Below are 21,776 nucleotides of genomic sequence, written 5' to 3'. Positions count from 1 at the left end.
TACCTGTGTAGAGACGCATTCCCATGCGTCTCATCTGTGAACATCATTCAGGAATGAGCTACGAAAATACGTCTCATCTGTGAAAACCATCCGGCAATGAGACGCATGGGAATGCGTCTCTACAGTCTTATGAACCGTCGAAAATTTTTTGCTGCGGCGTCGGCCTTCACGGTGCCGGTCATGCTCAACGGGTTGGAACTGAAAGCCATGACCCGGCAATCGGCGCTGGTACAATCGCTGCTGAACACCAACGCGGTCAACACCGATCGCGTGCTGGTAATTGTGTACCTGAACGGCGGCAACGACGGCCTGAACACGGTTATCCCGATTGATCAGTATTCACGCTACGACACACTACGGCATAACATCGCCATCCCGCAAAACAACCTGCTGGCGCTGAACGGCTACCCCGAACTGGGCCTCCACCCGAGCATGACGGGCATGCGAAACCTGTTTAACGATGGGCGGCTGTCGATTATCAATTCGGTTGGCTATCCCAACCCTGATCAGTCGCATTTTCGTTCGACGGACATTTACATGAGTGCCGCCGACTCGAATGTGCAGCTGACCTCGGGCTGGGCCGGGCGTTATCTCTCCGACCAGTATCCGGGTTATCCCACCGGCTACCCCAACGCACAGATGGAAGACCCGCTGGCGCTGCAAATCGGCTACCTCACCAGCACCACGCTGTTGGGTCCGCAGCAGTCGATGGGCGTGTCGGTCAATGATCCCGATGCCTTTTACCAATTGGTAGGTGCAGGCCAGAACATTCCACCCGCCGATGTACCTCCGGGCGATGCTGGCGATCTGGTAACGTTTATTCGGCAGCAGCAAGCCCTGGCCGTGGGCTATGCGGGCGAAATCAAGACGGCGTTTAATGCGGGGCAGAACTTCTCAACGTACCCACAGCCGAACCAGAATGCCCTCGCCGATCAGCTCAAAATCGTGTCGCGGCTGATTCACGGCGGGCTAAAGACCAAAATCTACTTCGTATCCGTCGGTGGCTTCGACACGCATTCGACGCAGATTTACAATGGCAATCCGCTTCAGGGCGCGCATGCCGATTTGCTGGGTAAAGTGTCGGATGCACTCTGGCTCTTTCAGGAAGACCTTCGGCAGCAGGGCGTGCAGGATCGAGTCGTGGGCATGACGTTCTCCGACTTTGGGCGGCGGGCCAACTCCAACGCTTCCTTTGGCACCGATCATGGTGTCGCGGCTCCGCAGTTTGTGTTTGGCACGGCCATGAAACGGCAGATCATCGGCCAGAATCCGAACCTCTCGGACCTGATTCCGAGCTATGGCAATAACTTCGACGTGAAGATGCAGATCGACTTCCGGCGACTTTACCGCGACATACTGGTCGACTGGTTTGGCACGACACAGGCGAAATCCGATTCGTTACTATTGCACAATTTCCCCACGGTCTCGCTTTTTTCCGACCTCTGCCAGACGGTTACTTCCGGACCCTGGAACGACGCCAATACCTGGTCGATGGGGCGGGTGCCGGTGGCGAGCGAGCGTATTTGTGTGAATCCCGGCCACGTCGTTACGGTTAGTCAGAACGCATCGGTGAAGTCGGTGCGGATGCTGGGTACGTTAAAGTACAGCAACGGCGCCCGCATCCGCATTACGGGCTGACAATCGGCACGTTCTCTTCCTGGCTGTTACTCCTCGGTATTAGTCGCCTTTCAGAATTTGGGCCGGGTTACTGCGGGCCGCCTTGATGGTTTGCGAGCCAATCAGCACACAGGCGATCAATAATACCGTCAGCAAGCCGGCAAACAGTTCGGCAATCTGCACGGGCGTATGATACGGAAACCGGGTAAGCACCACTCGCTCGAAGAACAGGTACGTTACAGGCAGTGCGATCAGTGCCGAAATCGACAGGAGAAGCAAAAAACCGCGACTTAGTAAGTAGACGAGGTTACCCGAACTGGCGCCCATCACCTTTCGGATACTGATCTCCCGGAGCCGGGTTTCGGTGGTAAACACGACCATCCCGAACAAGCCCATCGAGGCAATCGACATGGCGAGGAACGCCAGAAAACCAATAATCTTAATCAGAGCCGATAATTCGCTGTAGGCATCTTCGATTTCCTGCGCGTAGAATTTAGCCTGGAACGGATGAACGCGATCAATCTTCTTCCAGGCCGCCTCTATTTTGGCCAGCGTCTCCAGCGGGTCAGCGCTTTGCAGTTTGGCATTCAGGATGGTCCTGTCTCCGGGCGTCCAGGGCATGAAAGCAACCGGCTCGATGAGGTTATCGACTTTGCCGTAATGAAAGTCTTTCATGACGCCAACGATGGTCATTTTGCGCGTTCCACCGAAATTACGGAATGTGACCTGCTGCCCGATGGCTTTTTCAGGATCGTTGTTACCAATGTTGAATCGTTTCAGGACTCGCTGGTTAACAATTATCTCGGTGGCCGCTTCGGCCGTGGTGGGGCGGGTCTTAAAATTGCTCCCGGCAAGGAGCCTGTAGCCATGCAGCGCCAAGTAGTTTTCGTCGACGTTGTTGGTCAGCACCAGGGCCGAGTCGCGCGAGTCGTTGTAGGTCATGTAGCCACCCCACGCATTTCCAACACCGGTAATGATGAGCGACCGGGACAGCGCGGCTACTTCCGGCATTTCGCTCAGTTCTTTGCGGAAGGCGTCCGACTTAGCCCCCTGCATATTGATAGTCAATACGTTATCGGTATTGAAACCCAGATCGAAGGCCAGTATGTTTTTGTACTGCACGTAGCCGATGGCCGTGGCTGTGATGAAGATCAGCGTGAACGTATACTGCACTACCACCAGCACGCGCCGCAGGGTTACGTGCTTGTAAATGGTTGGCGACGAGCTATTTCTGAATGCGTTGACGGCGCTCACATTGGAGTAAAACAGGGCGGGCATGAAACCGGCAATCACCCCCACCGTGACCGAAAACACGATAAAGGCGGCCACCATCGTTGGCGTGAGTTCAAGTTTCACCGTACGCTGCATCTCCGGAGCCAGTTGTATCAGTTGCGGGCGTATGACAAGAAAGAGAACAAACGATAGCAGAAGAGCTGTGAGAGAAACCAGAATGGCCTCGGCCAGAAACTGTTGCCAAATCTGACTCCTGTCGGCTCCAATCGCCTTGCGAAGACCGATTTCCTTGAAACGGCGTATGGCACGTGCTACCGAGAGATTGGTGTAGTTGACACACGCCGACAGGATCACGACGAGCGCCAGCCCACTCAGTAGCCAAAGCACAACCGGGGGCGTATGGCGGCGCACCGAGCCGCGCATATCCCGGAGGTTTTCGCCAACCACAATCTTGTACAGGGGTAGCAGTTCGAGTTGGATCTGCGTACCATCGTCGGCGCGATTTTCCTCGCGGGCGATGGCGTCGAGCTGCGCCTGAATAAACGCCCCATCCGCTTTTTTCGGTAGCAAAACATAGACGTAGCTCAACCCCATGTTGGTCCAGGCGTCGACGTGTCGGTCGTTTTTGTTCAGTTGCTCGGCTGTCGACAAGGATATCAGCGCTTCGAAGTCGATGTGCGAAAAGAACGGAACGTCTCTCATCACGCCGGTCACCTGGTAATCGAGTGTGTCGAATTTGATTGTCTTGCCAAGTGCGGGCTTATCGCCGAATAACTTTCTCGCGGCCGTTTGGGTGAGCACCACCGAGTAAGGATCTCGCAGCGCCCGGTCGGGGTTGCCTTCCAGCATCGGGAATGTAAAGATGTTGAACAGCGACGGCTCCGCCCAGTAGCCCTTGATCGGAAGCGTATTGCCGTCTACCTGGGCATCCTGCGCAAAGTCGCGTATATTCGTTACGTCGGCACCAGTGGACCGGCCGGTGCCGACCAGCTTTTCCCGGATCAGCTTTCCCGCCTTGATGGAGGCAGTAGCATACCTATCGCCAGATCGCGATCTGTTGTCACGATTGGCCGACAACACGCTGGTGACGCGGTAGATTCGCTCGCCGTTTTTATGGAACCTATCGTATGAACGCAGGTCGAGCACAAATGCAATCAGCAGTAACCCAACAGACATACTGATGGCCAGCCCAACGATGTTGATGGCCGAGAATAGCTTGTTACGCAGTAAGTTGCGTTTTGCAGTTTTAAGGTAGCTCCCAATCATACCTTGGCTTGTAAAGCGTTGGCTTACAGTGGTCTTACTGTACAGCCGTTTCTACAGCAAGAATACCGAGCGATTATAAGCCGAATGAAAAAATGGGATGAACTCGGCTAAAAATGGGACGAATGCCCCACCGACGCAAGCCTCACGTCGTGGCGGCCCGCCACACGATTTTGGCGTGGTTCCAGAGGGTGGGCAGCAAGCCGAAATGCCAGGTCAGCACCTTGAAGCGGTCGATCAGCGATTGACGGTGTTTTTGCACCGACAGCCCACCGACCAGGTAACGGCACAGCTCGAACGGCACGTACCCAACGCGCCGCGCCGCTTTCAGGCAGCGGATTTCCCAGTCCAGATCGGCGCTGAGGTTGTCGATTGGGTACGTTGGCGCGATGGTCCGGCGGGCCACAAAGGCCTGATGACTCACCTTCATGCCCAGCGCCATGTCCTGCCAACGCAGTTCGGTGGGCAGTCGATGGGGCGTCACCTCACTGCGTAACCCCACCGGCGAGCCATCGTCGCGGACAAACAGGGCATCGCTGTAGTAGACATCACAAACCGGCCGATGCTGCATGTAGGTCAGTAACGAGCGTAGTGTCTGCGCATCGAAGAGTTCATCGCCCGCGTTCATAAACCAGACAAACTCGCCCGTGGCCAGGGCCTGCCCTTTGTTCATGGCGTCGTAGAGCCCCCGGTCGGGTTCAGATACCCAATGCGACAGGTGAGCTTCGTAACGTCGCACGATATCGAGCGTGTGATCGGTCGACGCTCCATCGACCAGAATGTATTCGTAATCGACGCCCAGCACGCATCCCTCCTGCCCCACAATGCTGCTAATCGTGCGTTCCAGATACGGCTCGGCGTTGTAGGTGATGGTGATGATGGAAATCATGCTCAACGAGTGATTGGTGTCTTCCGTAAGCGGGTGAATTAATTCACCCGCTTACGGAAGACATACGAATGAATTACAGATGTCGTGAATCACTGATCAACGATTCGTACAGACTCGCGTATTGTTCGGCAACAACGGTTTCGTCGTAATGGGCTAACACGTGTTGACGGGCGGCGTGGGCGATGGCGGCGTAGTCGTTAGGGGGCAGCGACAATAACCACTGCATGCCCGCGCTCAGGTCTTCGGCCGATTTGTATTGCGCCAGATACCCTGATTCCCGGTGCTGAATCATCTCGGGAATACCACCCACCGTGAACCCCACGGCGGGCGTGCCGCAGGCCATTGATTCCATAATCGTGTTGGGCAGGTTCTCGGCCAGCGACGGGATCACAAACATATCGGCCGCGTTATAGGCGTAGCTAATCTGTTGCATATCAGACAGCGGCCCCAGGAAATGGTATTGAAACGGCAGTTCGTGGAGCAGGCCTTTGTCACCTGCCCCGAAAATCAGCAGTTCGACCTCGCGGGGATTGTCGAGCTGCGCGTGGAGCTGATGCAACGCCTGTTCAAAATACCGAAAACCCTTTCCGGCCGTGCTCACTTTCGCCGCTGCAAACAAAATCAGCCGCCGGTTCGTGGGCAAGCCTAGTGCCTGCCGTGCCGCCGCCTTCTCCATGGGCCGAAAGAGTTCGGTGTCGATGGGGTTCGGAATGTTCAGCACCGAAAACGGGCGAAACAATCCACTTTTCCGGGCGCGGTTGGCCAGCCATTCGCTGCACCCCACCGGCACCAGGTGCGCCGTTTCGTAGGCCTTCTGCTTCCGTTCCCAAACCGAGTGGCTCAAGTCGTTGGGGCCGGGCCGACGCAAAAACGGAACACAGTTACCACACGATCGCTGGTAGTTCTCGCAGGTACCGCTGTGGTGGCAGCCACCCGTAAACGCCCACATGTCGTGCATGGTCCAGACAATGGGTTTTTCCAATCGCATCAGGCTCCCGAGGCCTTCAACCGAGAAAAAGCCGAAATTGACCCAGTGCAGATGCAGCACATCGGCCTGCCGGATCACCGAGTTGAACGTCAGATCGACGCCCGTTACAGCCGGCGAAAACTGAAACCGGACAGATTTGTCTTTCTCATAGGGCAGGAACGCCAGCCGTTCGGCACCAAACCGGGCAAACGCCATCTTCTGCGCCAGAAAACTCGTAGCCAATGCATCGACATTGGCCTCCGGGTACGTAGACTCCTGCACCAGCAGTGTACTATCGACCCCGAAGCGATTCAAGGCCCGGTTGAGTCGCCCCGCCGCTACGGCTGCGCCGCCCGTGGTATGGTATGTATTCAGATGAACGACGCGCATTCGATAAGTCTTGGATTGTCGTGTCAGTCAATTAACTCTTACAACAAAATTTGCTATTATTCAAATAATTTCAGACCTTTGTTGTACAAGTCGACCGGGGTAACTCACTTGAGTTATTCGGGCCGCGAAAATCATAAAGCACTGCTTTTGAGCCTCGGTTTTTAACCGGGGCTTTTTCATTTTCGCACAATTCCACAAGGGTCATTCGTAGAAGCTATTTTTAACAGTATTGAATCGATATAGTTGAAGTAGTTTTCCACACCAAATTTCTTCAAGCTGCCTTTAGGAAACTCGCGTCGGTATAAACAATGAGATATACAATCAACTGCTTGAATGAACATGGAATGTTGTGAGCTACGCATAAATACATCTTCAATAATATTGTCTGTTGGCGCATTGTACGTACCTGAGTAATGGGATGGGGTAGGATTATAGACGCGCATTTTTCGAAGCAATTTTCGAATAGCGGCGTCGTCTGAATCATCAGCGACAATAATTCCTATATCGTTTGCTGTCTTTTTCAAATAAGTATCATACCGTTGAATAAGCCTTGACCAAGCAAGTTCTTGAAAGTTTGTATTGGCTGGAAATTGACTTTTCTCTAAGCAGATATTAATAACAACAGCTTTGTCAAAAATAGCGGGCAATTGTTGCATCAACTCTTGCAGTATTTTAATACGAACTGGTTTACGGATTTTTCTGTATGCTTCTATCTTAGAAATTCGGATTAGTTCTGCTGCATGAATTTCTGTACGAATCAATAGACCAGTTGTTGCTTTTAAATGCTGACGAAAGATTTTTACTTTGTCGAGGCAAGTCTTCCAATCGCGATCCGAAACAATTAGCCCGCTCAAAATATAATGTTTCGAAGCGTATCTCACACAACCAGGATCACCACTTTCGTCAACATACATTAGTTGCATAATACTAGCTTTACAAGCAAAAAGGTCATCTGTATTTCTTCCAGACCTGACTCAGCATCCCGTTCAGGTCGGGGTAGATTCGGAGCGCGAAGATAAGGCCCACATACGCCGCCACAATGCCCGCCGAGCGCAGGGCTACATCGAGCAATACAGCGACCAACGTACCTGTCGGGTAAGCGGGCCAGGCAGCGACCAGCCACACCAGTCCGCCGATAGCGATAACGGCTACATTACGCCAGGTAAACGGCTGCAAACCAAACTTATACCACACAAATAACGTCCGCGACAGGTTGAACAGGCCCGTTGTAACAGCGGCACCAATGGCCGCCCCATTGAGGCCGTATTGGCGGATGAGCATGGGGGTCAGCACGATGGTCAGCACCACCATGAGCATGTTGAACAGCGAGTCCCAGACGTAGAAACGCGAGGTGTTCAGGATGGTCCCGTTGACGCCCGTCGCCATGTCGAATAGTTTGCCCAGCCCGATCCAGAGAATGACGTAGTAGCCAGCCTCGTAGCCTTTAGGCAGAAAACGAAACACACTCGGCAGGTTGGCCGCAATCCCCACAAACACCAGACAGCCGATCAGCAACTGACTTAGGCAGCTTTTGGCATACACGCTCCGAATCTTTTCCAGATCGTTGTTCTTCCAGGCATCGGCAATGACCACGCCCGATACTTTATAGAGCATCATGGCCGGTGCCGCAATGACCGACCCGAAGTTGGCCGCCGTGCCATACACACCCGTGCTGCTCAGCCCCAGCGAATTGTTGACCAGCGCCTTGTCGATGTGCAGAATCACTTGCGACGACAGGCCCGCAAAGAGTGTCAAGCCGGCGTAGCGATACAGTGAAACGGCCAAGCCCGGCGGCAGCGTCAGGTACGTTGGGTTGAGCGTAAAATGCCCGTTACGCACGACACTGCCGATCATCAGCCCCAGCGGAATCAGATAGGAACCGAGCCAGCCCCAGAGCATGGTGTAGAAGTCGATCCAGCCGAACCAGTGGGCCAGCACAGCCAGCAGGAAAAATACCCGCTGCCCCACGTCTTTCAGGAACGTACCCGTCACGCTGTCGTAGAGTAGCCGGGCGTAGGTGTCGAACAGGTTGAAAAAGAGCGTGAAAAACGTCAGTGGCAGCAGCAGGTAATAGTGCTGCACAAACAGGGCCGACTTCGCCTGATTTTCGGCAATCACCCAAGGCCGAAACACCCACAGGGCCACAGCACACCCCAGAAAACCCAGCAGCGAAGTACCCACAGCCAGCAACAGAAAGCCACCATGCCCCCGCTCGTAGTTGCGAAAATACGGGAAATAGCGCCCCCCCGCGCCGTTGATACCGAGGTTGGCAAACTGCGTCAGAATAATGGCCAGGCTACTCAACAACTGAATAAGCCCATTCTGGTCTTTACTCAGCAGGTTGGGCAACAGCAGTCCCGTTGTCAGAAAACCAATGACAATCCCGACATACGAAAAAGCCGTTCCCTGAATAGTTTGTTTTTGGATGGACGACATGCGTCTCTACATTAGGAACGAATCAAATCCCATGATAACGCGGTGCCTGCCTTGATGGGTTGCGCGGCGGTTTTGGTCAGAATTTCGTCGTAATGGCGGGTGTGCAGGCCGTTGGCAGGCCGGATACTACGCACGTTTTCTGCCGTGAACGCCTCCCCCGCTGCCATATCGCGCACCACATACAGCGACCGTTTGAATTGCAGGCTCTTCTGCTCCTTCGGCGTAGGCGTGTAGCTCACCTGACCCATCGCCAGAAACGCCCGCTCCGACTCAACAACCAGGCTTTTCAACTCCTCCGGTTCGAGCGAGAAGGCCGAATCGACTCCCCCGTCGGCACGGCGCAGGGTAAAGTGTTTTTCGATCACTACCGCCCCCAACGCCGTAGCGGCCACCGCCGCCCCGATGCCCATCGTGTGGTCTGAGAGACCCACAGGTACGTCGAAAAGGGCGCTCATGTGCGGGATCGTCAGCAGGTTGGTGCTTTCGGGGGTGGCTGGGTACGTACTCGTGCATTTCAGCAGAATCAGGTCACGGCAGCCGTTATCACGCAGCACCTTCACCGATTCGGCCAGATCGGCCACCGTGGCCACGCCCGTACTCATGATGACCGGCTTACCCGTTTGGGCTACCTTTTTCAGCAGAATATGGTCGGTGTTTTCAAACGACGCAATCTTGTAGAGCGGTACGTTCAGCGATTCCAAGAAATCGACGGCGGTGGTATCAAACGGTGAGCTGAACGCCACCATGCCGTGCTGCTTCGCCCGCTCGAAGATAGGCCCGTGCCAATCCCAGGGCGTGTAGGCCTCTTTATAGAGCGTGTAGAGGTTCTTATCGGCCCACAGCGACTGATTGTCGCGGATGAAAAATTCATCCGATTGTCCGTTGAACGTGATGGTGTCGGGCGTGTAGGTCTGAAGCTTGAGCGCGTGCGCCCCGGCTTCTGCCGCCGCATCGACCAACGCTAACGCCCGGTCGAGCGACTGATTATGGTTTCCCGACATTTCGGCAATAACGAACGGCCGGTGCTGCGGGGAAATGGTAAACTGTGCAACCTGAATGGGTTGGATCATGCGAGTGGAAGACGGTGGTTTGTCTACGAACAAGCCGATTGGCTTTTACTGACAAACCAAATTTGGTCGCACAAAATTACCGCTTCCGTTTGAGGGCATCAACTTCCCGACGAAGTTGCTCGATCAGGGCGCTTTGCGATTTAATGAGCGCCTGTTGTTCCTTGATGGCTTCGGTCAGCAGGGGCAACACGCCGTCGTAGTTCAGAAATTTAACACCATCCGCATTTTCCGACACGGCTTCGGGCAACACCTGCTCGACTTCCTGCGCCAGAAAGCCCACTTCCCGGCCTGCCGACCCACTTTTCCAGTCGTAGTAGTAGCCATTCAGCGCATTCACTTTTTGCATCGCGTTGGTCATCTTTACCACGTTGGTTTTCGACCGGGCATCCGACATGAGTTTTAAAGTACCATACAAGGCCAACTTTGACCCAGAAATGGGGACTCCACCCACACCAATTTTTACCCCGTCATCGAAAATTTGTCCACTCGACAAAACTCCCGTGCTATTAAATCGCGGGACAGAGTTTGGTGAAGCGTTCCCTACTACCGCAATTGTTCCATTACTTGGCAGAGTTACTTTTGACAAGTTACCATCTGTATCTGCCATAACAACTGATGTACCTGAACTAACAGGTAGACCAGCAAAACGTACCCCACCCGTTGTATGAAATTGTGTTTGAGGCCATTCCGTACCAAGTCCAAGGTTTCCATTTGCACGCATCAGCATGTGCACAGTAGAATAGTTACTCCATGAAAACAGTGAACGACTCAGAAGCGGACCTCCACCCGAAATTAAGGAGTTGTCAGGGTATCTACGAGCGTTGAAGTTGATCATCGGCCCGCCAGATGTTATGTCATTGGCTGGATCTGTAACGCCAATTAGCATGAAAGCCGACGCATTTGGAGTTTGGTTATAGGCAAACATCGCTGGCACAAAACTAGTGGTGCCTGTCGCAGCATTTCTAAAACTAAGATACTCGCTAGCGCTATAGTTGACCTTCAGCCGAAGTAACTCGTTAAAATTGTAGGTGTTAGGATGCCATTTTGTAATTGTCACACGGCCATCGCTAACGGCTGGCAAATCAATTAATGTTTCATTGCCTACATCCGTCCAGCGATCCTCTGTTGGATCTTGTGAATAGCCGGTCAAAAACAACAGGCTACACAGTATAGTCCAGTATAATCGACGCATAAAGTTTTTGCTCTACTTATATCAATAACCAATAATAAAACATTTTAACAAAACATTACACTTAGGCTTACCTGTATATTTTAGTTCGCATTACTTCTCTGTAATTCTTCCATTCCTCCCTTAGCATGGCTAGACCAACTACATCTTGCCAACGGCCATCTTTCTTAACGTGTTGCCTGTAATATGCCTCCCTTCTAAAGCCAAATTTCTCGTGCATGCTAGTAACCTTTTCATTAAAAACAATCACTTCGCAGCGTAACTTATTCAATTTAAGTGTATTAAAAACGTAATCAAGCACGTTAAACTCAATCTTGGACCCAATGCCTACACCTTGGTTGGTTGTATCCCCAAGATAGAAGGCCCAGTAGCAGCTGCTCAAAACCTGACTGATCCCATACAGCGACGCTACGCCGATATCAGTTCCGTTGTAATTGATCATCCAGTATTTGTTGGTATGATCACTATGCATCGCATCAAACCACTTTTGCTGCTGTTCTTCTGATATATAGCCGTCAGTGTACATATATTTTGACACCTCTGGTTGGTTGCGCCAGCTACGAACCAACTCAATATCTTCTTGGGCCATCTCTCTCAAGATCACGTCCATCGTTCGAACTTATTAGAGTATGTCTAAAAATGGTATTTTAAAGCAGGTAAGTTTAAGTTGCTAGATATAAAGCACGACAAACGTATCATACTTCGCTCTCCGACTTCCAGTGGCAAGTTATTCACGAACTGCTCGCCGACCAACGAAAACGTAAACACGAACCGCGCCAAGTGCTTGATGCCATCTTTTACGTGCTTATGGGTGGCATCACTTATCGACTGATGTTTAATAATTTACCACCTTGGAAAAACGTTTACTATTACTAAGCTAAGTTTCGCAAGCAGGGCATCTGGCAGGAGCTGAACGGCCCCTTGCGCGAGAAGGTACGCCAGAAAGCAGGTCGACACTGGACCCTCTCGACTGCTATTGTGGATAGCTAAAGCGTAAGGACTACCGGTACGGGCAGACAATGATGCTTCGACGCCGCCAAGCACGTCAGAGGCCGCAAATACCACATTTTGGTGGACACACTAAGCTTGTCACTGGCCGTGGTGGTACGTCGGGCCGACATTGGCGAACGACGCGGGGCGGGGTTTATGTTGTGCGGCCGACAAGGCGGCAAGTTGCACAATTGACAGCCCGTGCGCAACAGCCATAAGATCGCGTCCATCATCTGGCGCAACTCATGCTTACGCTTGAGTTCAGGATTGAAAAAGGGCGGAACTGCGGCCTACTGGTAGTCAGTCAGTGGTTGCCACCGCAGCGGCGGACCGTTGAGAGGTCATATGTTTGCTGCTTGGTCACTACAAAGTTGCCTAACTACCACCTTTTGCGATCTCCTAACACGCTCTAAGCAGCTTCATTAGCCCGTTTATACCAAAAGTGTATGGGTTATAGCCATATAGCTGTTGTACAAACGGGCTAGCTAGGTTTTACAATCTATACAACTGCATTATTTCTTCTTTTGTCAAAACGCGGTTGTATATTCTCACTTCATCAATACTACCATTGAACCCAAGTGTTCCATCATTCCGCTGACCTATAAAGGTACGTACCGAGCCAGAACCGTAGTAAGGCTTACCGGTCATAGATTGAGAAGCAACCAACTCACCGTTGACATAAATTTTGAGAAGATCTTGGCTTCGAGTTGCTACAACATAATACCATGGTGTCAGGTCAGTTGGCAATTTGCCAACATATGCGTAATTATTGAGGCCCTGCGGATTTGTGTAAGACCACATTCCCCATCCGTACACAGTTGTATTAGCCAGAACCATAGACTGATCTCCGCCAGGCCCTCCAGAATTTAATATGACCATGACTCCTCCTTGCTGAGAGGGTGGTATAAAAGTAGGCTTCACCCAAGCGGCGTATGTAAACTCTGGCAGGTTAAACACATTCTGAGGTAGCTCAATAGAACTGGCACCGTTAAAAAAGTAGGCTGATTCAGCGTTACCATAACGGTCTGCGATTAGGGTAGCACCCTTCACATTGGCTACATTATTGTTGCCACTACCATCATTAGCGTTCTTTGTGAAGCTATAATAAGCTAGCTGACCACTGATTGAAGGAGCGGCATTGTGATCTAAACAGGATTGTGTGCCAAAACCTATCAACAGGACAGCTAAATAGGTGTAGATTCTTTTCATACGTTAACCGAATTCGATTAATTAACTGCAACCTACAAAAATATCATTAAGTAGGATATATTTTGTTCCTCATGATATCTTTATGAGCTTGCCACCCTTGTTTTAGCACAGCTAAACCAACAACACCTTGCCATTTATTATTTTTAGTATTCTATCTATAGTATGCTTCCCCCACGAAAACCGAACTTTTCGTGCAGCGTGGTCACCTCACCATTGAAGATTATTAACTCTCAGCTTGTTCAGTTTTAGTTCATTGAATATGTATTCAGGAACATTAAACTTGATTTTTGAGCCAATCCCCGCTCCTTGTACAATAGCATCATATAGATGGAATGCCTAATAGCAATCAATCTAACCGCATAGTTGCGTGAAGACCTGCCGATAACGGTCGGCGGTTTTTCCGTCGAAAACGAGGCGCTGCTTAAACACAGTGGGGGTCATGCGGGCCTTCTGGACGGCCAGATGCAGGGCATCGGCGTCGATAGGCATCGACAACGTACCCAGCGCCAGGTGCCGGTCACGCATAAACGACACCATCCGTTTCTGATTGTCGGCGGTTTGCACCACCACCATCGGGCGGCTTACGGTGGCGACTTCATAGGCGATCGTACTGGCCGATACTACATTCAGCCCACTCCCACCGATAGCCCGGGCCATCTGTTTGGCCGAGAGGTTATGCAGCAGGCTCAGGCGGTCTTTGGGCAAATCGGCGAAGGTATCGGCATGAGGATTGGCCGCGCCAAGCGCTACGGTGACCCGCAGGTTCGGGTTTTGGTCGATCAACAGTTCGGCAATGGTCCGGCTGACGTTGTGCGGATCGGCACCACCCATGTTGACAAACGCCTTGTGCTCGCCGTCTTTAGGCTGAGGCTTTTGCTTAAAAGCCGGATTCACCAGCGCATAGCCAGCGCCCAGCAGCAGTTGCGTGTAGGGTTCGGTCTGGTAATCGGCGGGGGTGACATCGCCCGCATGATTGATGACCACGTCGGCCACCTGATGCCCCTGCATGAGGTCGTCGATAAAGACCAGTTTATGCGCCTGTTGGCGCACGGCCCGCTGAAACGACTCGTCATACTGGTAACCATCGAGCACCACCACATCGTCGGCGGTCACGTGGGCGAGCAGTTCAGCCAGTTCGTTGCTGGCCAACTCAACGAGTGGAATGTGCAATTTGGCCAGCAACTTTCGCGTCGACTCTGACGGGTTGGCAATGGCGAATCGGCGGTCAAAGGGAGCGGTTTCTGGCTCGCCCAGCATTTCGGCCAGCGCCAGACTACGCATGATATGCCCCATGCCGGTTTGAGCCGACCCGTCGGCGCGAAAGAGAATTTTCTTCATGAGTTAGGTATGTTGGATACGGATTTTCGGCACAAAGGTAACGGTAAAGTAGCGCATGGCTTCAGCCGGCCCGTAAGTCGTCGTAACAAGGCATCGTCAGGCGTTTTCGTTACCCTGATACAGAATACGAATCTTCATTTCGGCCAGTTGCCAGTCGGTCAGGGTATCGATGTCCTGTGTTTCCAGTTCCGGGATTTCCAGACCGCTGGTGTTTGCCGTAAGGAGTTGGCCGGAGTCGAGAAAGCGTGGAACGTTGAACCAGTAAAACTGACCGGCGTCGTGGTAAATGGGCTGCAGATCCTGCGAGCGGGTCTGCGCAAATTCGGGGTAGAGCCACGCCAGCCGGTCGCCCTGCATAATCACCGATCGCTGTACGGGGAAGCTGTAGCGAACAACCGGAAAAACAGCGTCGAAATCGCCCGTTTCCAACTTACCAAACGCCTCGCGCAGCCGGTCGGGCGTCACGAAAGGAGCCGTCGGGTACAGGCAGCACGCCCGTTCAAAAGTGTGTCCCTGTTGCGCGTAGGTCTGTAACACTTCGGTGAGTACGGCCCCGGTTGTAGCGTGGTCGGTAGCTGTTTCGGCCGATCGGGCAAAAGGCACCGCCGCGCCGTATAGCTGCGCCATCTGGGCGATTTCGGCATCGTCGGTCGAGACCATCACCTCATCGAACAGACCCGACTCCTGCGCCGCCCGGATGGAATACGCGATGATGGGCGACCCCAGAAACGGGCGGATGTTTTTGCGCGGAATACGCTTGCTGCCCCCACGGGCGGGTATGATACAAAGGTTGGGCATGGGTTACGAGTATGGAAAGCCGTACTGATCCGTGTACACCGTCTGGACTACCTGTCCTTATCGGCTTTCAGTACCTTGAAGGCCGCAAAACGGCCCGATTTGACGAAGATAGCCAGTGGCAGGTTGGCGGCGTCCATCTTTCCAGTAAGCGGAATAATGGCCGTGAAGCCGGTGTCTTTATCGTTGGCCGAATCGTCGTTGTCGAGCCGCTGATGAAAGAGCGTGGTGTAATAGTGCCAGCCATCGGGCCTTTGTACGCCCACGTATGTGTCGTTGAAGTTGGCTTTCCGACCGGCCACCTTGGCCCAGCCACTTACCACCAAAAAGCCATCATCGACCCGCTTCAGATCGACCGCGTATTGCAACGAATCGCCGGGCGTAGTTGTAGGGACCGATGCAACCGGCTGGCTCTGCAATCGGGTCAGCGACGGGGTTTCGGGTTTGAAATAGCCCCGCCGGGCCAGATCGCTTAACCGACGGACGGGCTGATACTGCGGCGCACAGGCCCGAATCTGCCCGTACCGCTGCCAGAGCAGGTTGTCGGTCTGTTTCAGTTCGCGAAACCGAACAATCTTGCTGTGATACGTCCAGTTGGAAACGCCCCACAGCCCGAACGTACCCAGCACAGCCAGCCCGACGAAAGTTGTTTGCCAACCCCGCCACAGCGGGGCAGGCTGTACCCGGCGCTGCGCCAGCACCTGCGCTACCGTCAGGTACGTTGCGGCAATATGCAGGGCCGTGATGTTCCGATACCGCGACGCAAACACGATACTCGTATCATTCTGAATACGATTCACGGCCAGCATCAGGCCCGACAGATGCAGAAAAACCAGCAGCCAGAACAGGGTGGGGTTTGTGCGGTCGTAGCGGATCAGCAGCAGGTACGTCATCCAGAGCAACGTAAGACTTCCCAACCCGATTGGTAACCACGGCACGGCTGGATGGTAAACGAGCGCCCCCAGAAAAGCCGTATCCAGCGCCAGCAGGTGCACCAGCTTTTCGGGCCGCAGCAACGTACCCAACGAAGGCCCAGCGGGGTTTTCGTAATGCAGAAAGTAAGCCCAAAGCGCCGGTAGCGTCACGGCCAGCGTGATCAGCACCCAGCGCCAACGCCCCTGCATCGCCCAACCCGCCACCAGCAACGGCAACACCAGCATGCCATTGCCATTGGTAAACAGCGTGACCAACCCGACGACTATTGCCCAGGTGGCCTGTTTCTGACTCGCCAGCCAGAAGGCCAGCAACGCCAGCGCCGGTGCGCCTACGTTCGAGACGGCGACAATGCCCCAGAACGCGATATTCCAACCCTGGAATTGAAACAGCAGGTAAAGCGCGGGCAGGAAAACCACCCCCAACCCCCTCCTTAGCAAGGAGGGGGCTACACTAGCTGAGGCGGAAAAAGCCCCCTCCTTGCTAAGGAGGGGGTTGGGGGTGGTCATTGCTAGCCACAGTAACCCCGCTGTCAGCAGTAGAAATGCCAAGCCAACGTATTGCAACAGCCGAAAATCGACCGAGCCAGTCAGGGCCAGATCGAGCCACGCAATGAGCTTGACCAGCACCAGCCGATGGAAGTTATTCTGCTCCATCAGCAGGCTGGCTTTCTGCCCAATCGTGGTGGCCGTGGGGAGACGATTCAGGAAATCGACTACCGTGGGGTAGTCGTCCATGTACGGAAAATCGTAGGCGTAGGCCAGCACCGTCACGACGTAATAGAGTACCGGCATCAGCGCCAGTCCAATCAGCAATCCCCGTTTCATGCGCCCGTAAAGTCCAATACCGCGTCGATCACGAATTGTTGCTCGTCGTCGGTAAGGGTCGGGTACATAGGCAGACTCAGGCAACGGCTATAATAGTGCTCGGCATGAGGGTGATCGCCCGGCCGGTTACCCTGCTGCTGGTAATACGGCATGGTGTGGACAGGGATGTAGTGGACCTGCGCAAAGATGTTTTTGGCCCGCAGTGCATCATAAAGGCCCTTCCGGTCGTCGACCTGCACCACATACAGGTGGTAGGCATGCCCTACGCCGGCTGGCGGCACGATGATCTGCACGGGTGTTCCGGCGAAGGCGGCATCATAACGAGCGGCAATCGCGCGGCGACGTACCAGCATCTGATCGGCGCGTTTGAGCTGACTCAGGCCCAATGCGGCCTGCATGTCGGTAAGCCGGTAATTGTACCCCAGTTCTTGCAACTGCATGTACCAGCCGCCCCGCTCGGGTTCGCCATCGTAGGGGGGCGTAAAGTCGCCGGGTTTGTTGGTAATGCCGTGGGTACGTAGGCGCATCAGGTGGTTGTAGTGCGTTTCGGTGCGGGCCGTAATCATCCCGCCTTCTCCACAGGCAATGTGTTTGACGGGGTGAAAGCTAAAAATCGCCAGGTCAGCCAGCGAGCTGTCGCCACAGTGGTGGGTACATCCCTGCGCATCCGTAAATGAGCCACCCGGCGCGTGGCAACTGTCTTCAAGCAACCATAGCCCGTGTTCGTCGGCCAGCTCCCGAAACAGGGCAAAGTCGACGGGGTAGCCCGCAAAATCAACGGGGATGATACCCGAAAAATACCCTTTGGGTTTCGACTCGATCAGCCGTCGCACAGCCGCTACATCCAGCAACAGGGTGTCAGGATCGATATCAGCAAAATACACCTCGCCCCCGCAATAGCGCACGCAGTTGGCCGAGGCCGAAAACGTAATGGGCGTGGTAATCACGCGCGACCCCGGCCCAACGCCCAGCGCCATCGCACACAGGTGCAGCGCCGCCGTTCCGTTCGATACCGCCACGGCATAAGGCGCACCAATGTACTCGGCAAATGCTTTTTCGAAAGCACCAATCGTGGGGCCTTGCGTCAGCATCGGGCCGCGCAGCACATCGGCCACGGCGGCAATATCCTCCTCCGTAATGTGCTGCTGACCGTATGGAATAGGGTTATTCATGAAGAAATGAATGAATAATGAACAATGTACAATGCACAATGGATGAGTCTTGCTCAGTTAGTGCGCGCCGTATATTACCCATTGTACATCGTGCATCGTTCATTGTACATTAAATTGAGGATCAACGTGTTGGCGTATTTCGTCGCGTAGCTGATCGACCGACAGCCACTCGTCGTTGGTGCCTGAATTGTATTTGAAGCCCTCGGCCACGCGCTTCCCGCTAAACGCCGACAGGTAATCGTCGATGCTCCAGGTGGGCGTTGAGGGCGTAATTACGTAGTAACGGTCCGTCTCGATGGTGTTGAGCGAATCGGTTTCGGTAATCATTTCTTCGTGCAGTTTCTCGCCGGGTCGCACGCCCACAAGCTTCTGCTCGCAGTTGGGCCCAATCGCCGTGGCCAGTTCCGTGATCCGGTACGACGGGATCTTGGGTACGTAGATTTCGCCGCCCCAGGCATGTTCCAGCGCATACAGCACCATCTCGACGCCGTCTTCCAGGGAGATGTTGAAGCGCGTCATGTCGGGGTGGGTAATAGGCAGCACACCGTCTTTCCGCTTTTCCAGGAAAAACGGCACTACCGACCCCCGCGAGCCGATCACGTTGCCGTAGCGCACCACCGAAAACCGCAGATCGCGCGGGCCTTTCATGTTGTTGGCGGCCACAAACAACTTATCCGAGCACAGTTTGGTAGCTCCGTAGAGGTTAATGGGCGCGGCGGCTTTGTCAGTCGAGAGCGCCACCACACGTTGCACCCCCGTGTCGAGCGCGGCATTGATTACGTTCTCGGCCCCAAACACGTTGGTTTTGATGCACTCCATCGGGTTATACTCGGCGGCGGGCACCTGCTTCAAAGCGGCGGCATGAATGATGATGTCGACACCTTCGCAGGCGCGTTTGAGTCGATCGGCATCGCGCACGTCGCCAATGAAAAAGCGAATGGCCTTGTATTGGCTGTGCGGAAAGAGCTGACTCATTTCAAACTGCTTCAGTTCGTCGCGCGAGTACACAATCACGCGTCGCACGTCGGGGTAGCGTTTGAAAATAGTCTCGACGAATTTCTTGCCGAACGAGCCCGTGCCGCCGGTAACAAGAATGGATTTATTAGAAAGATCAAGCATAATATCTGTAGAGACGCAACCCTTTGCGTCTCACCGCCGGATGGTTATTGCGCCAAAAATGGCTGACGCATGGGAGACGCAAAGGGTTGCGTCTCTACAATTTTACGCGTTTAAACGCATCAACGTAGCTTTTGGCGCTGGCGTTCAGGACACGTACCTGCATAGCCTGCGCGTAGTCGCGGAGGATTTCGTAACTGAAAAAGGCTTTGGACAGCGACGCAAACTGGGCCGACATCCGCGAGGTTTCTTTCTTGACGACGTCGTAGATCGGGATGTGGGTGGCGTCGCCGGGTTTGTCGTAGAAATGTTCCTGCTTCATCAGCAGCTCGTTAGTGTCGGTAACCCGGATTTCTTCGTGCCACGAGTGGTCGGCCCCGAACAAATAAATCTCGCGAAACCGGCGTGTAATTGCCAGATACAGCGACGCCGCCAGGATGTTCTGCGACTGCGGCATGCCCCACCCTTTCCGAAACACAACATGCCGAAACCAGGCATAGCCCCGCACGACGGTGTAGTTGTAAAAGACCACCCGCACATTGGGGTGTTTGCGGTGTAACTGAGCGACCAGATAGCTGTTCCGGGCTGTCTGCGGCACAAACAGGTTCATGGGCCACACAGTCAGGTTGATGAGGCAGCGAATCGTCTTTTCAACATCTTTCCGGCCATTATTTTCCTCGCTGTACAGAAAAAAAGCCGGGTCGAGCAGGGCGTAGTTCTGGGGTTGTAGCTGAGCGTATTCGGCCGACGACGCGAAGTTATTGACGCAGTAGAGTTCGGCTTCCCGGATGAAGGCCAGATCCGATTCGAGCGATTGCCGCAACGACGGTCCGTTGCCCAGAATGGCGCATATCGGCCGTTGAGGAGGCAGAATATCGACCGAGAAGCGGGATTTTATCAGCACTTTCAGCACTGAGGCCACCGTGTCGATCAACACACTGACCTGCGCACTAAACGCATTAACAAGAGTTTCTAACATGAAAAAACAACCGAGCGATGGCTTGGCTTACTACAAAGGTCGCTATCGGTTGGCAAACCCGGAAGTGTGTCTTTGGTCTCTTTCACATTCTGCACGGACTCAGACACAAAATTTATTGACATTGAATCTATTGTTGATAAAGCGGCGTAAGTGAGCACAACATCACTCTAAACTCAACATTATGAACACAATTGCAAATCTCTTCGACCACTTCGACAAACTAGACACGCGCATTAACCGCTGGCTGGTTGCCAACAGTATCGGCATTCTGCGTGTCTGTATCGGCTTAGTTTTTCTTGGCTTCGGAGTTCTCAAATTTTTCCCTCACCTCAGCCCCATTGAAGATTTGGCGACACGCACAACCACTGCGCTGACTTTCGGGGTGTTTGCTGGGCATAGTGCCATGGATTTTGTGGCTGGTCTGGAATGCCTGATCGGTATCTGTTTTCTGAGTGGCCGCTTTCTGCGGGTTGGCGTCTGGTTGATGGCCTTACAGATGATAGGGGCAATGTCACCATTGCTGATTTATCCGGGCGAGCTCTTCCCGGGTCCGTTGCATGCGCCGACATTGGCTGCGCAGTATATCATCAAAGACATCATTCTGGTGGCAGCCGGTATGGTCATCGCCTCGACGTGGACGGGCGCCCGAATCGTTGCTGAGCCCACACGCATGCTGACCAGCTTGCGCCGTAGAGCACCCAAAATTCACCGGGCCGTTGAAGCATCGGCTTCTTATTGAGTTAGTTGCCTACTGTCGTACCGTTCGTGTCGAATACCTTGGATTGCTTACAGACTAAGGCAGACTATAAACGACGTGATTCGTCTGCCTTATGTCTGTCGGTTTACTCACAGTCCTTCGTACAAACGGCAGTGGCTTCCAGTTCGAGACGAAGGCCATAATGCAGGGTCGGCACGGGTACGACAGCACGGGCGGGCTTGTGGGGGCCAAAGAAAGCCATGTATAGGCGGTTTACCTCGGTCCAGTCGTTAATATCGGTTACGTAGACACGTACCTGCAACACCTGGTCGGGTGCGCTACCGGCCGCCGTCAGAATGGCATTCAGGTTTTCCAGCACGGCCTGCACCTGCCGGGCAAGGGGCGCATCGGTGAGTTTCTCGCCGGATGGCAAAACGGGCAATAAACCAGCTATATACACTAAGCCATTATGGGCAACAGCCTGCGAGTAATGCCCGGCAGCGGGGGCGGCATCGGGGGTTTGAATAAACGTCATGATGTGCAGTAAGGGCAATTAGCATGCCCACGGTGAGGTTAGTACAGATCTATTTGGCGGCAAATAGCACAAATCCGCTTTTTATACTCGAAAAGTTCGTCTGTTTTTGTCTGGTTCGTAGTTTGGTCTGT

General features: G+C 53.6%; 18 protein-coding genes and 1 pseudogene. 3 read left to right on the top strand and 16 right to left on the bottom strand.

All coding sequences use genetic code 11. The features are described 5' to 3' along the window. Positions 1-129 precede the first annotated feature (129 nt). Positions 130-1,638, top strand: a complete 1,509-nt coding sequence (locus ACAW74_RS13765; RefSeq protein ID WP_370698784.1) for a DUF1501 domain-containing protein — start codon at positions 130-132, stop codon at positions 1,636-1,638. Positions 1,639-1,677: 39 nt separating this feature from the next. Here ACAW74_RS13765 and ACAW74_RS13760 read toward each other — a convergent pair whose 3' ends face one another. The 8 genes from ACAW74_RS13760 to pseH all read right to left on the bottom strand — a co-directional run bounded on the left by ACAW74_RS13760 (position 1,678) and on the right by pseH (position 11,664). Beyond that, the gene (locus ACAW74_RS13760; RefSeq protein WP_370698783.1) at positions 1,678-4,116 is read right to left on the bottom strand and encodes an ABC transporter permease; all 2,439 of its coding nucleotides are present in this window, start codon (positions 4,114-4,116) and stop codon (positions 1,678-1,680) included. 142 nt (positions 4,117-4,258) lie between these two features. Continuing rightward, positions 4,259-5,002 (bottom strand): glycosyltransferase family 2 protein, encoded by a 744-nt coding sequence (locus ACAW74_RS13755; protein WP_370698782.1) that lies wholly within the window; start codon positions 5,000-5,002, stop codon positions 4,259-4,261. Between the two features lie 73 nt (positions 5,003-5,075). Beyond that, a complete protein-coding gene (locus ACAW74_RS13750; protein WP_370698780.1) occupies positions 5,076-6,359 on the bottom strand; it encodes a glycosyltransferase family 4 protein in 1,284 nt (427 codons plus the stop codon). 176 nt (positions 6,360-6,535) lie between these two features. Next, a complete protein-coding gene (locus ACAW74_RS13745; RefSeq protein ID WP_370698779.1) occupies positions 6,536-7,282 on the bottom strand; it encodes a DUF3800 domain-containing protein in 747 nt (248 codons plus the stop codon). A 25-nt stretch (positions 7,283-7,307) separates the two neighbouring features. After that, positions 7,308-8,795 carry a lipopolysaccharide biosynthesis protein gene (locus ACAW74_RS13740; RefSeq protein ID WP_370698778.1) on the bottom strand — a complete coding sequence of 496 codons (1,488 nt, stop codon included), beginning with the start codon at positions 8,793-8,795 and terminating at the stop codon, positions 7,308-7,310. Positions 8,796-8,806: 11 nt separating this feature from the next. After that, positions 8,807-9,865 (bottom strand): pseudaminic acid synthase, encoded by a 1,059-nt coding sequence (pseI, locus tag ACAW74_RS13735; protein ID WP_370698777.1) that lies wholly within the window; start codon positions 9,863-9,865, stop codon positions 8,807-8,809. 76 nt (positions 9,866-9,941) lie between these two features. Further along, positions 9,942-10,259, bottom strand: a complete 318-nt coding sequence (locus ACAW74_RS13730; protein WP_370698776.1) for a tail fiber domain-containing protein — start codon at positions 10,257-10,259, stop codon at positions 9,942-9,944. Between the two features lie 865 nt (positions 10,260-11,124). Continuing rightward, on the bottom strand, positions 11,125-11,664 hold the full coding sequence (gene pseH, locus ACAW74_RS13725) for a UDP-4-amino-4,6-dideoxy-N-acetyl-beta-L-altrosamine N-acetyltransferase (RefSeq protein ID WP_370698775.1): 540 nt from the start codon (positions 11,662-11,664) through the stop codon (positions 11,125-11,127). A 107-nt stretch (positions 11,665-11,771) separates the two neighbouring features. On the opposite strand from pseH, the pseudogene ACAW74_RS13720 reads away from it, so the two are divergent. Continuing rightward, positions 11,772-11,930 (top strand): annotated as a pseudogene (locus ACAW74_RS13720) (transposase); the annotation flags it as partial. Between the two features lie 606 nt (positions 11,931-12,536). Here ACAW74_RS13720 and ACAW74_RS13715 read toward each other — a convergent pair. From ACAW74_RS13715 to ACAW74_RS13685, 7 genes are all read right to left on the bottom strand, one after another. Next, positions 12,537-13,253 carry a LamG domain-containing protein gene (locus ACAW74_RS13715; protein WP_370698774.1) on the bottom strand — a complete coding sequence of 239 codons (717 nt, stop codon included), beginning with the start codon at positions 13,251-13,253 and terminating at the stop codon, positions 12,537-12,539. 351 nt (positions 13,254-13,604) lie between these two features. After that, positions 13,605-14,591 (bottom strand): UDP-2,4-diacetamido-2,4,6-trideoxy-beta-L-altropyranose hydrolase, encoded by a 987-nt coding sequence (gene pseG / locus ACAW74_RS13710; protein ID WP_370698773.1) that lies wholly within the window; start codon positions 14,589-14,591, stop codon positions 13,605-13,607. Between the two features lie 96 nt (positions 14,592-14,687). Then, positions 14,688-15,389: a pseudaminic acid cytidylyltransferase gene (pseF, locus tag ACAW74_RS13705; RefSeq protein ID WP_370698772.1), complete on the bottom strand. Its 702-nt coding sequence runs from the start codon at positions 15,387-15,389 to the stop codon at positions 14,688-14,690. A 47-nt stretch (positions 15,390-15,436) separates the two neighbouring features. Next, positions 15,437-17,146 carry a hypothetical protein gene (locus ACAW74_RS13700; RefSeq protein WP_370698771.1) on the bottom strand — a complete coding sequence of 570 codons (1,710 nt, stop codon included), beginning with the start codon at positions 17,144-17,146 and terminating at the stop codon, positions 15,437-15,439. Continuing rightward, positions 17,143-18,318: a UDP-4-amino-4,6-dideoxy-N-acetyl-beta-L-altrosamine transaminase gene (gene pseC / locus ACAW74_RS13695; RefSeq protein ID WP_370698770.1), complete on the bottom strand. Its 1,176-nt coding sequence runs from the start codon at positions 18,316-18,318 to the stop codon at positions 17,143-17,145. Before pseC ends, ACAW74_RS13700 begins: the two co-directional genes overlap by 4 nt. Positions 18,319-18,417: 99 nt before the next feature. Further along, the gene (gene pseB / locus ACAW74_RS13690) at positions 18,418-19,437 is read right to left on the bottom strand and encodes a UDP-N-acetylglucosamine 4,6-dehydratase (inverting) (protein ID WP_370698769.1); all 1,020 of its coding nucleotides are present in this window, start codon (positions 19,435-19,437) and stop codon (positions 18,418-18,420) included. Between the two features lie 94 nt (positions 19,438-19,531). Then, the gene (locus ACAW74_RS13685; protein ID WP_370698768.1) at positions 19,532-20,413 is read right to left on the bottom strand and encodes a hypothetical protein; all 882 of its coding nucleotides are present in this window, start codon (positions 20,411-20,413) and stop codon (positions 19,532-19,534) included. Between the two features lie 181 nt (positions 20,414-20,594). On the opposite strand from ACAW74_RS13685, the gene ACAW74_RS13680 reads away from it, so the two are divergent. Further along, positions 20,595-21,152 (top strand): DoxX family membrane protein, encoded by a 558-nt coding sequence (locus ACAW74_RS13680; RefSeq protein ID WP_370698767.1) that lies wholly within the window; start codon positions 20,595-20,597, stop codon positions 21,150-21,152. 103 nt (positions 21,153-21,255) lie between these two features. Here ACAW74_RS13680 and ACAW74_RS13675 read toward each other — a convergent pair whose 3' ends face one another. Next, positions 21,256-21,645: a RidA family protein gene (locus tag ACAW74_RS13675; RefSeq protein ID WP_370698766.1), complete on the bottom strand. Its 390-nt coding sequence runs from the start codon at positions 21,643-21,645 to the stop codon at positions 21,256-21,258. Between the last annotated feature and the right edge of the window lie 131 nt (positions 21,646-21,776).

Origin of the sequence: Fibrella musci (genome assembly GCF_041321105.1) — a bacterium.
GTDB lineage: Bacteria > Bacteroidota > Bacteroidia > Cytophagales > Spirosomataceae > Fibrella > Fibrella musci.
The sequence above is the reverse complement of the archived record's forward strand: the minus strand, read 5'-3'. Positions and strand labels throughout refer to the sequence as shown.

Coding starts and splice junctions, on each gene's coding strand:
- ACAW74_RS13745 (WP_370698779.1), bottom strand. CDS start 7,282: ATGCAACTAATGTATGTTGACGAAAGTGGTGATCCTGGTTGTGTGAGA.
- pseB (WP_370698769.1), bottom strand. CDS start 19,437: ATGCTTGATCTTTCTAATAAATCCATTCTTGTTACCGGCGGCACGGGC.
- ACAW74_RS13685 (WP_370698768.1), bottom strand. CDS start 20,413: ATGTTAGAAACTCTTGTTAATGCGTTTAGTGCGCAGGTCAGTGTGTTG.
- ACAW74_RS13675 (WP_370698766.1), bottom strand. CDS start 21,645: ATGACGTTTATTCAAACCCCCGATGCCGCCCCCGCTGCCGGGCATTAC.
- ACAW74_RS13730 (WP_370698776.1), bottom strand. CDS start 10,259: ATGTCGGATGCCCGGTCGAAAACCAACGTGGTAAAGATGACCAACGCG.
- pseG (WP_370698773.1), bottom strand. CDS start 14,591: ATGAAGAAAATTCTCTTTCGCGCCGACGGGTCGGCTCAAACCGGCATG.
- pseF (WP_370698772.1), bottom strand. CDS start 15,389: ATGCCCAACCTTTGTATCATACCCGCCCGTGGGGGCAGCAAGCGTATT.
- ACAW74_RS13715 (WP_370698774.1), bottom strand. CDS start 13,253: ATGAAAAGAATCTACACCTATTTAGCTGTCCTGTTGATAGGTTTTGGC.
- pseI (WP_370698777.1), bottom strand. CDS start 9,865: ATGATCCAACCCATTCAGGTTGCACAGTTTACCATTTCCCCGCAGCAC.
- ACAW74_RS13760 (WP_370698783.1), bottom strand. CDS start 4,116: ATGATTGGGAGCTACCTTAAAACTGCAAAACGCAACTTACTGCGTAAC.
- ACAW74_RS13700 (WP_370698771.1), bottom strand. CDS start 17,146: ATGAAACGGGGATTGCTGATTGGACTGGCGCTGATGCCGGTACTCTAT.
- pseH (WP_370698775.1), bottom strand. CDS start 11,664: ATGGACGTGATCTTGAGAGAGATGGCCCAAGAAGATATTGAGTTGGTT.
- ACAW74_RS13755 (WP_370698782.1), bottom strand. CDS start 5,002: ATGATTTCCATCATCACCATCACCTACAACGCCGAGCCGTATCTGGAA.
- ACAW74_RS13740 (WP_370698778.1), bottom strand. CDS start 8,795: ATGTCGTCCATCCAAAAACAAACTATTCAGGGAACGGCTTTTTCGTAT.
- ACAW74_RS13750 (WP_370698780.1), bottom strand. CDS start 6,359: ATGCGCGTCGTTCATCTGAATACATACCATACCACGGGCGGCGCAGCC.
- ACAW74_RS13680 (WP_370698767.1), top strand. CDS start 20,595: ATGAACACAATTGCAAATCTCTTCGACCACTTCGACAAACTAGACACG.
- pseC (WP_370698770.1), bottom strand. CDS start 18,318: ATGAATAACCCTATTCCATACGGTCAGCAGCACATTACGGAGGAGGAT.
- ACAW74_RS13765 (WP_370698784.1), top strand. CDS start 130: ATGAACCGTCGAAAATTTTTTGCTGCGGCGTCGGCCTTCACGGTGCCG.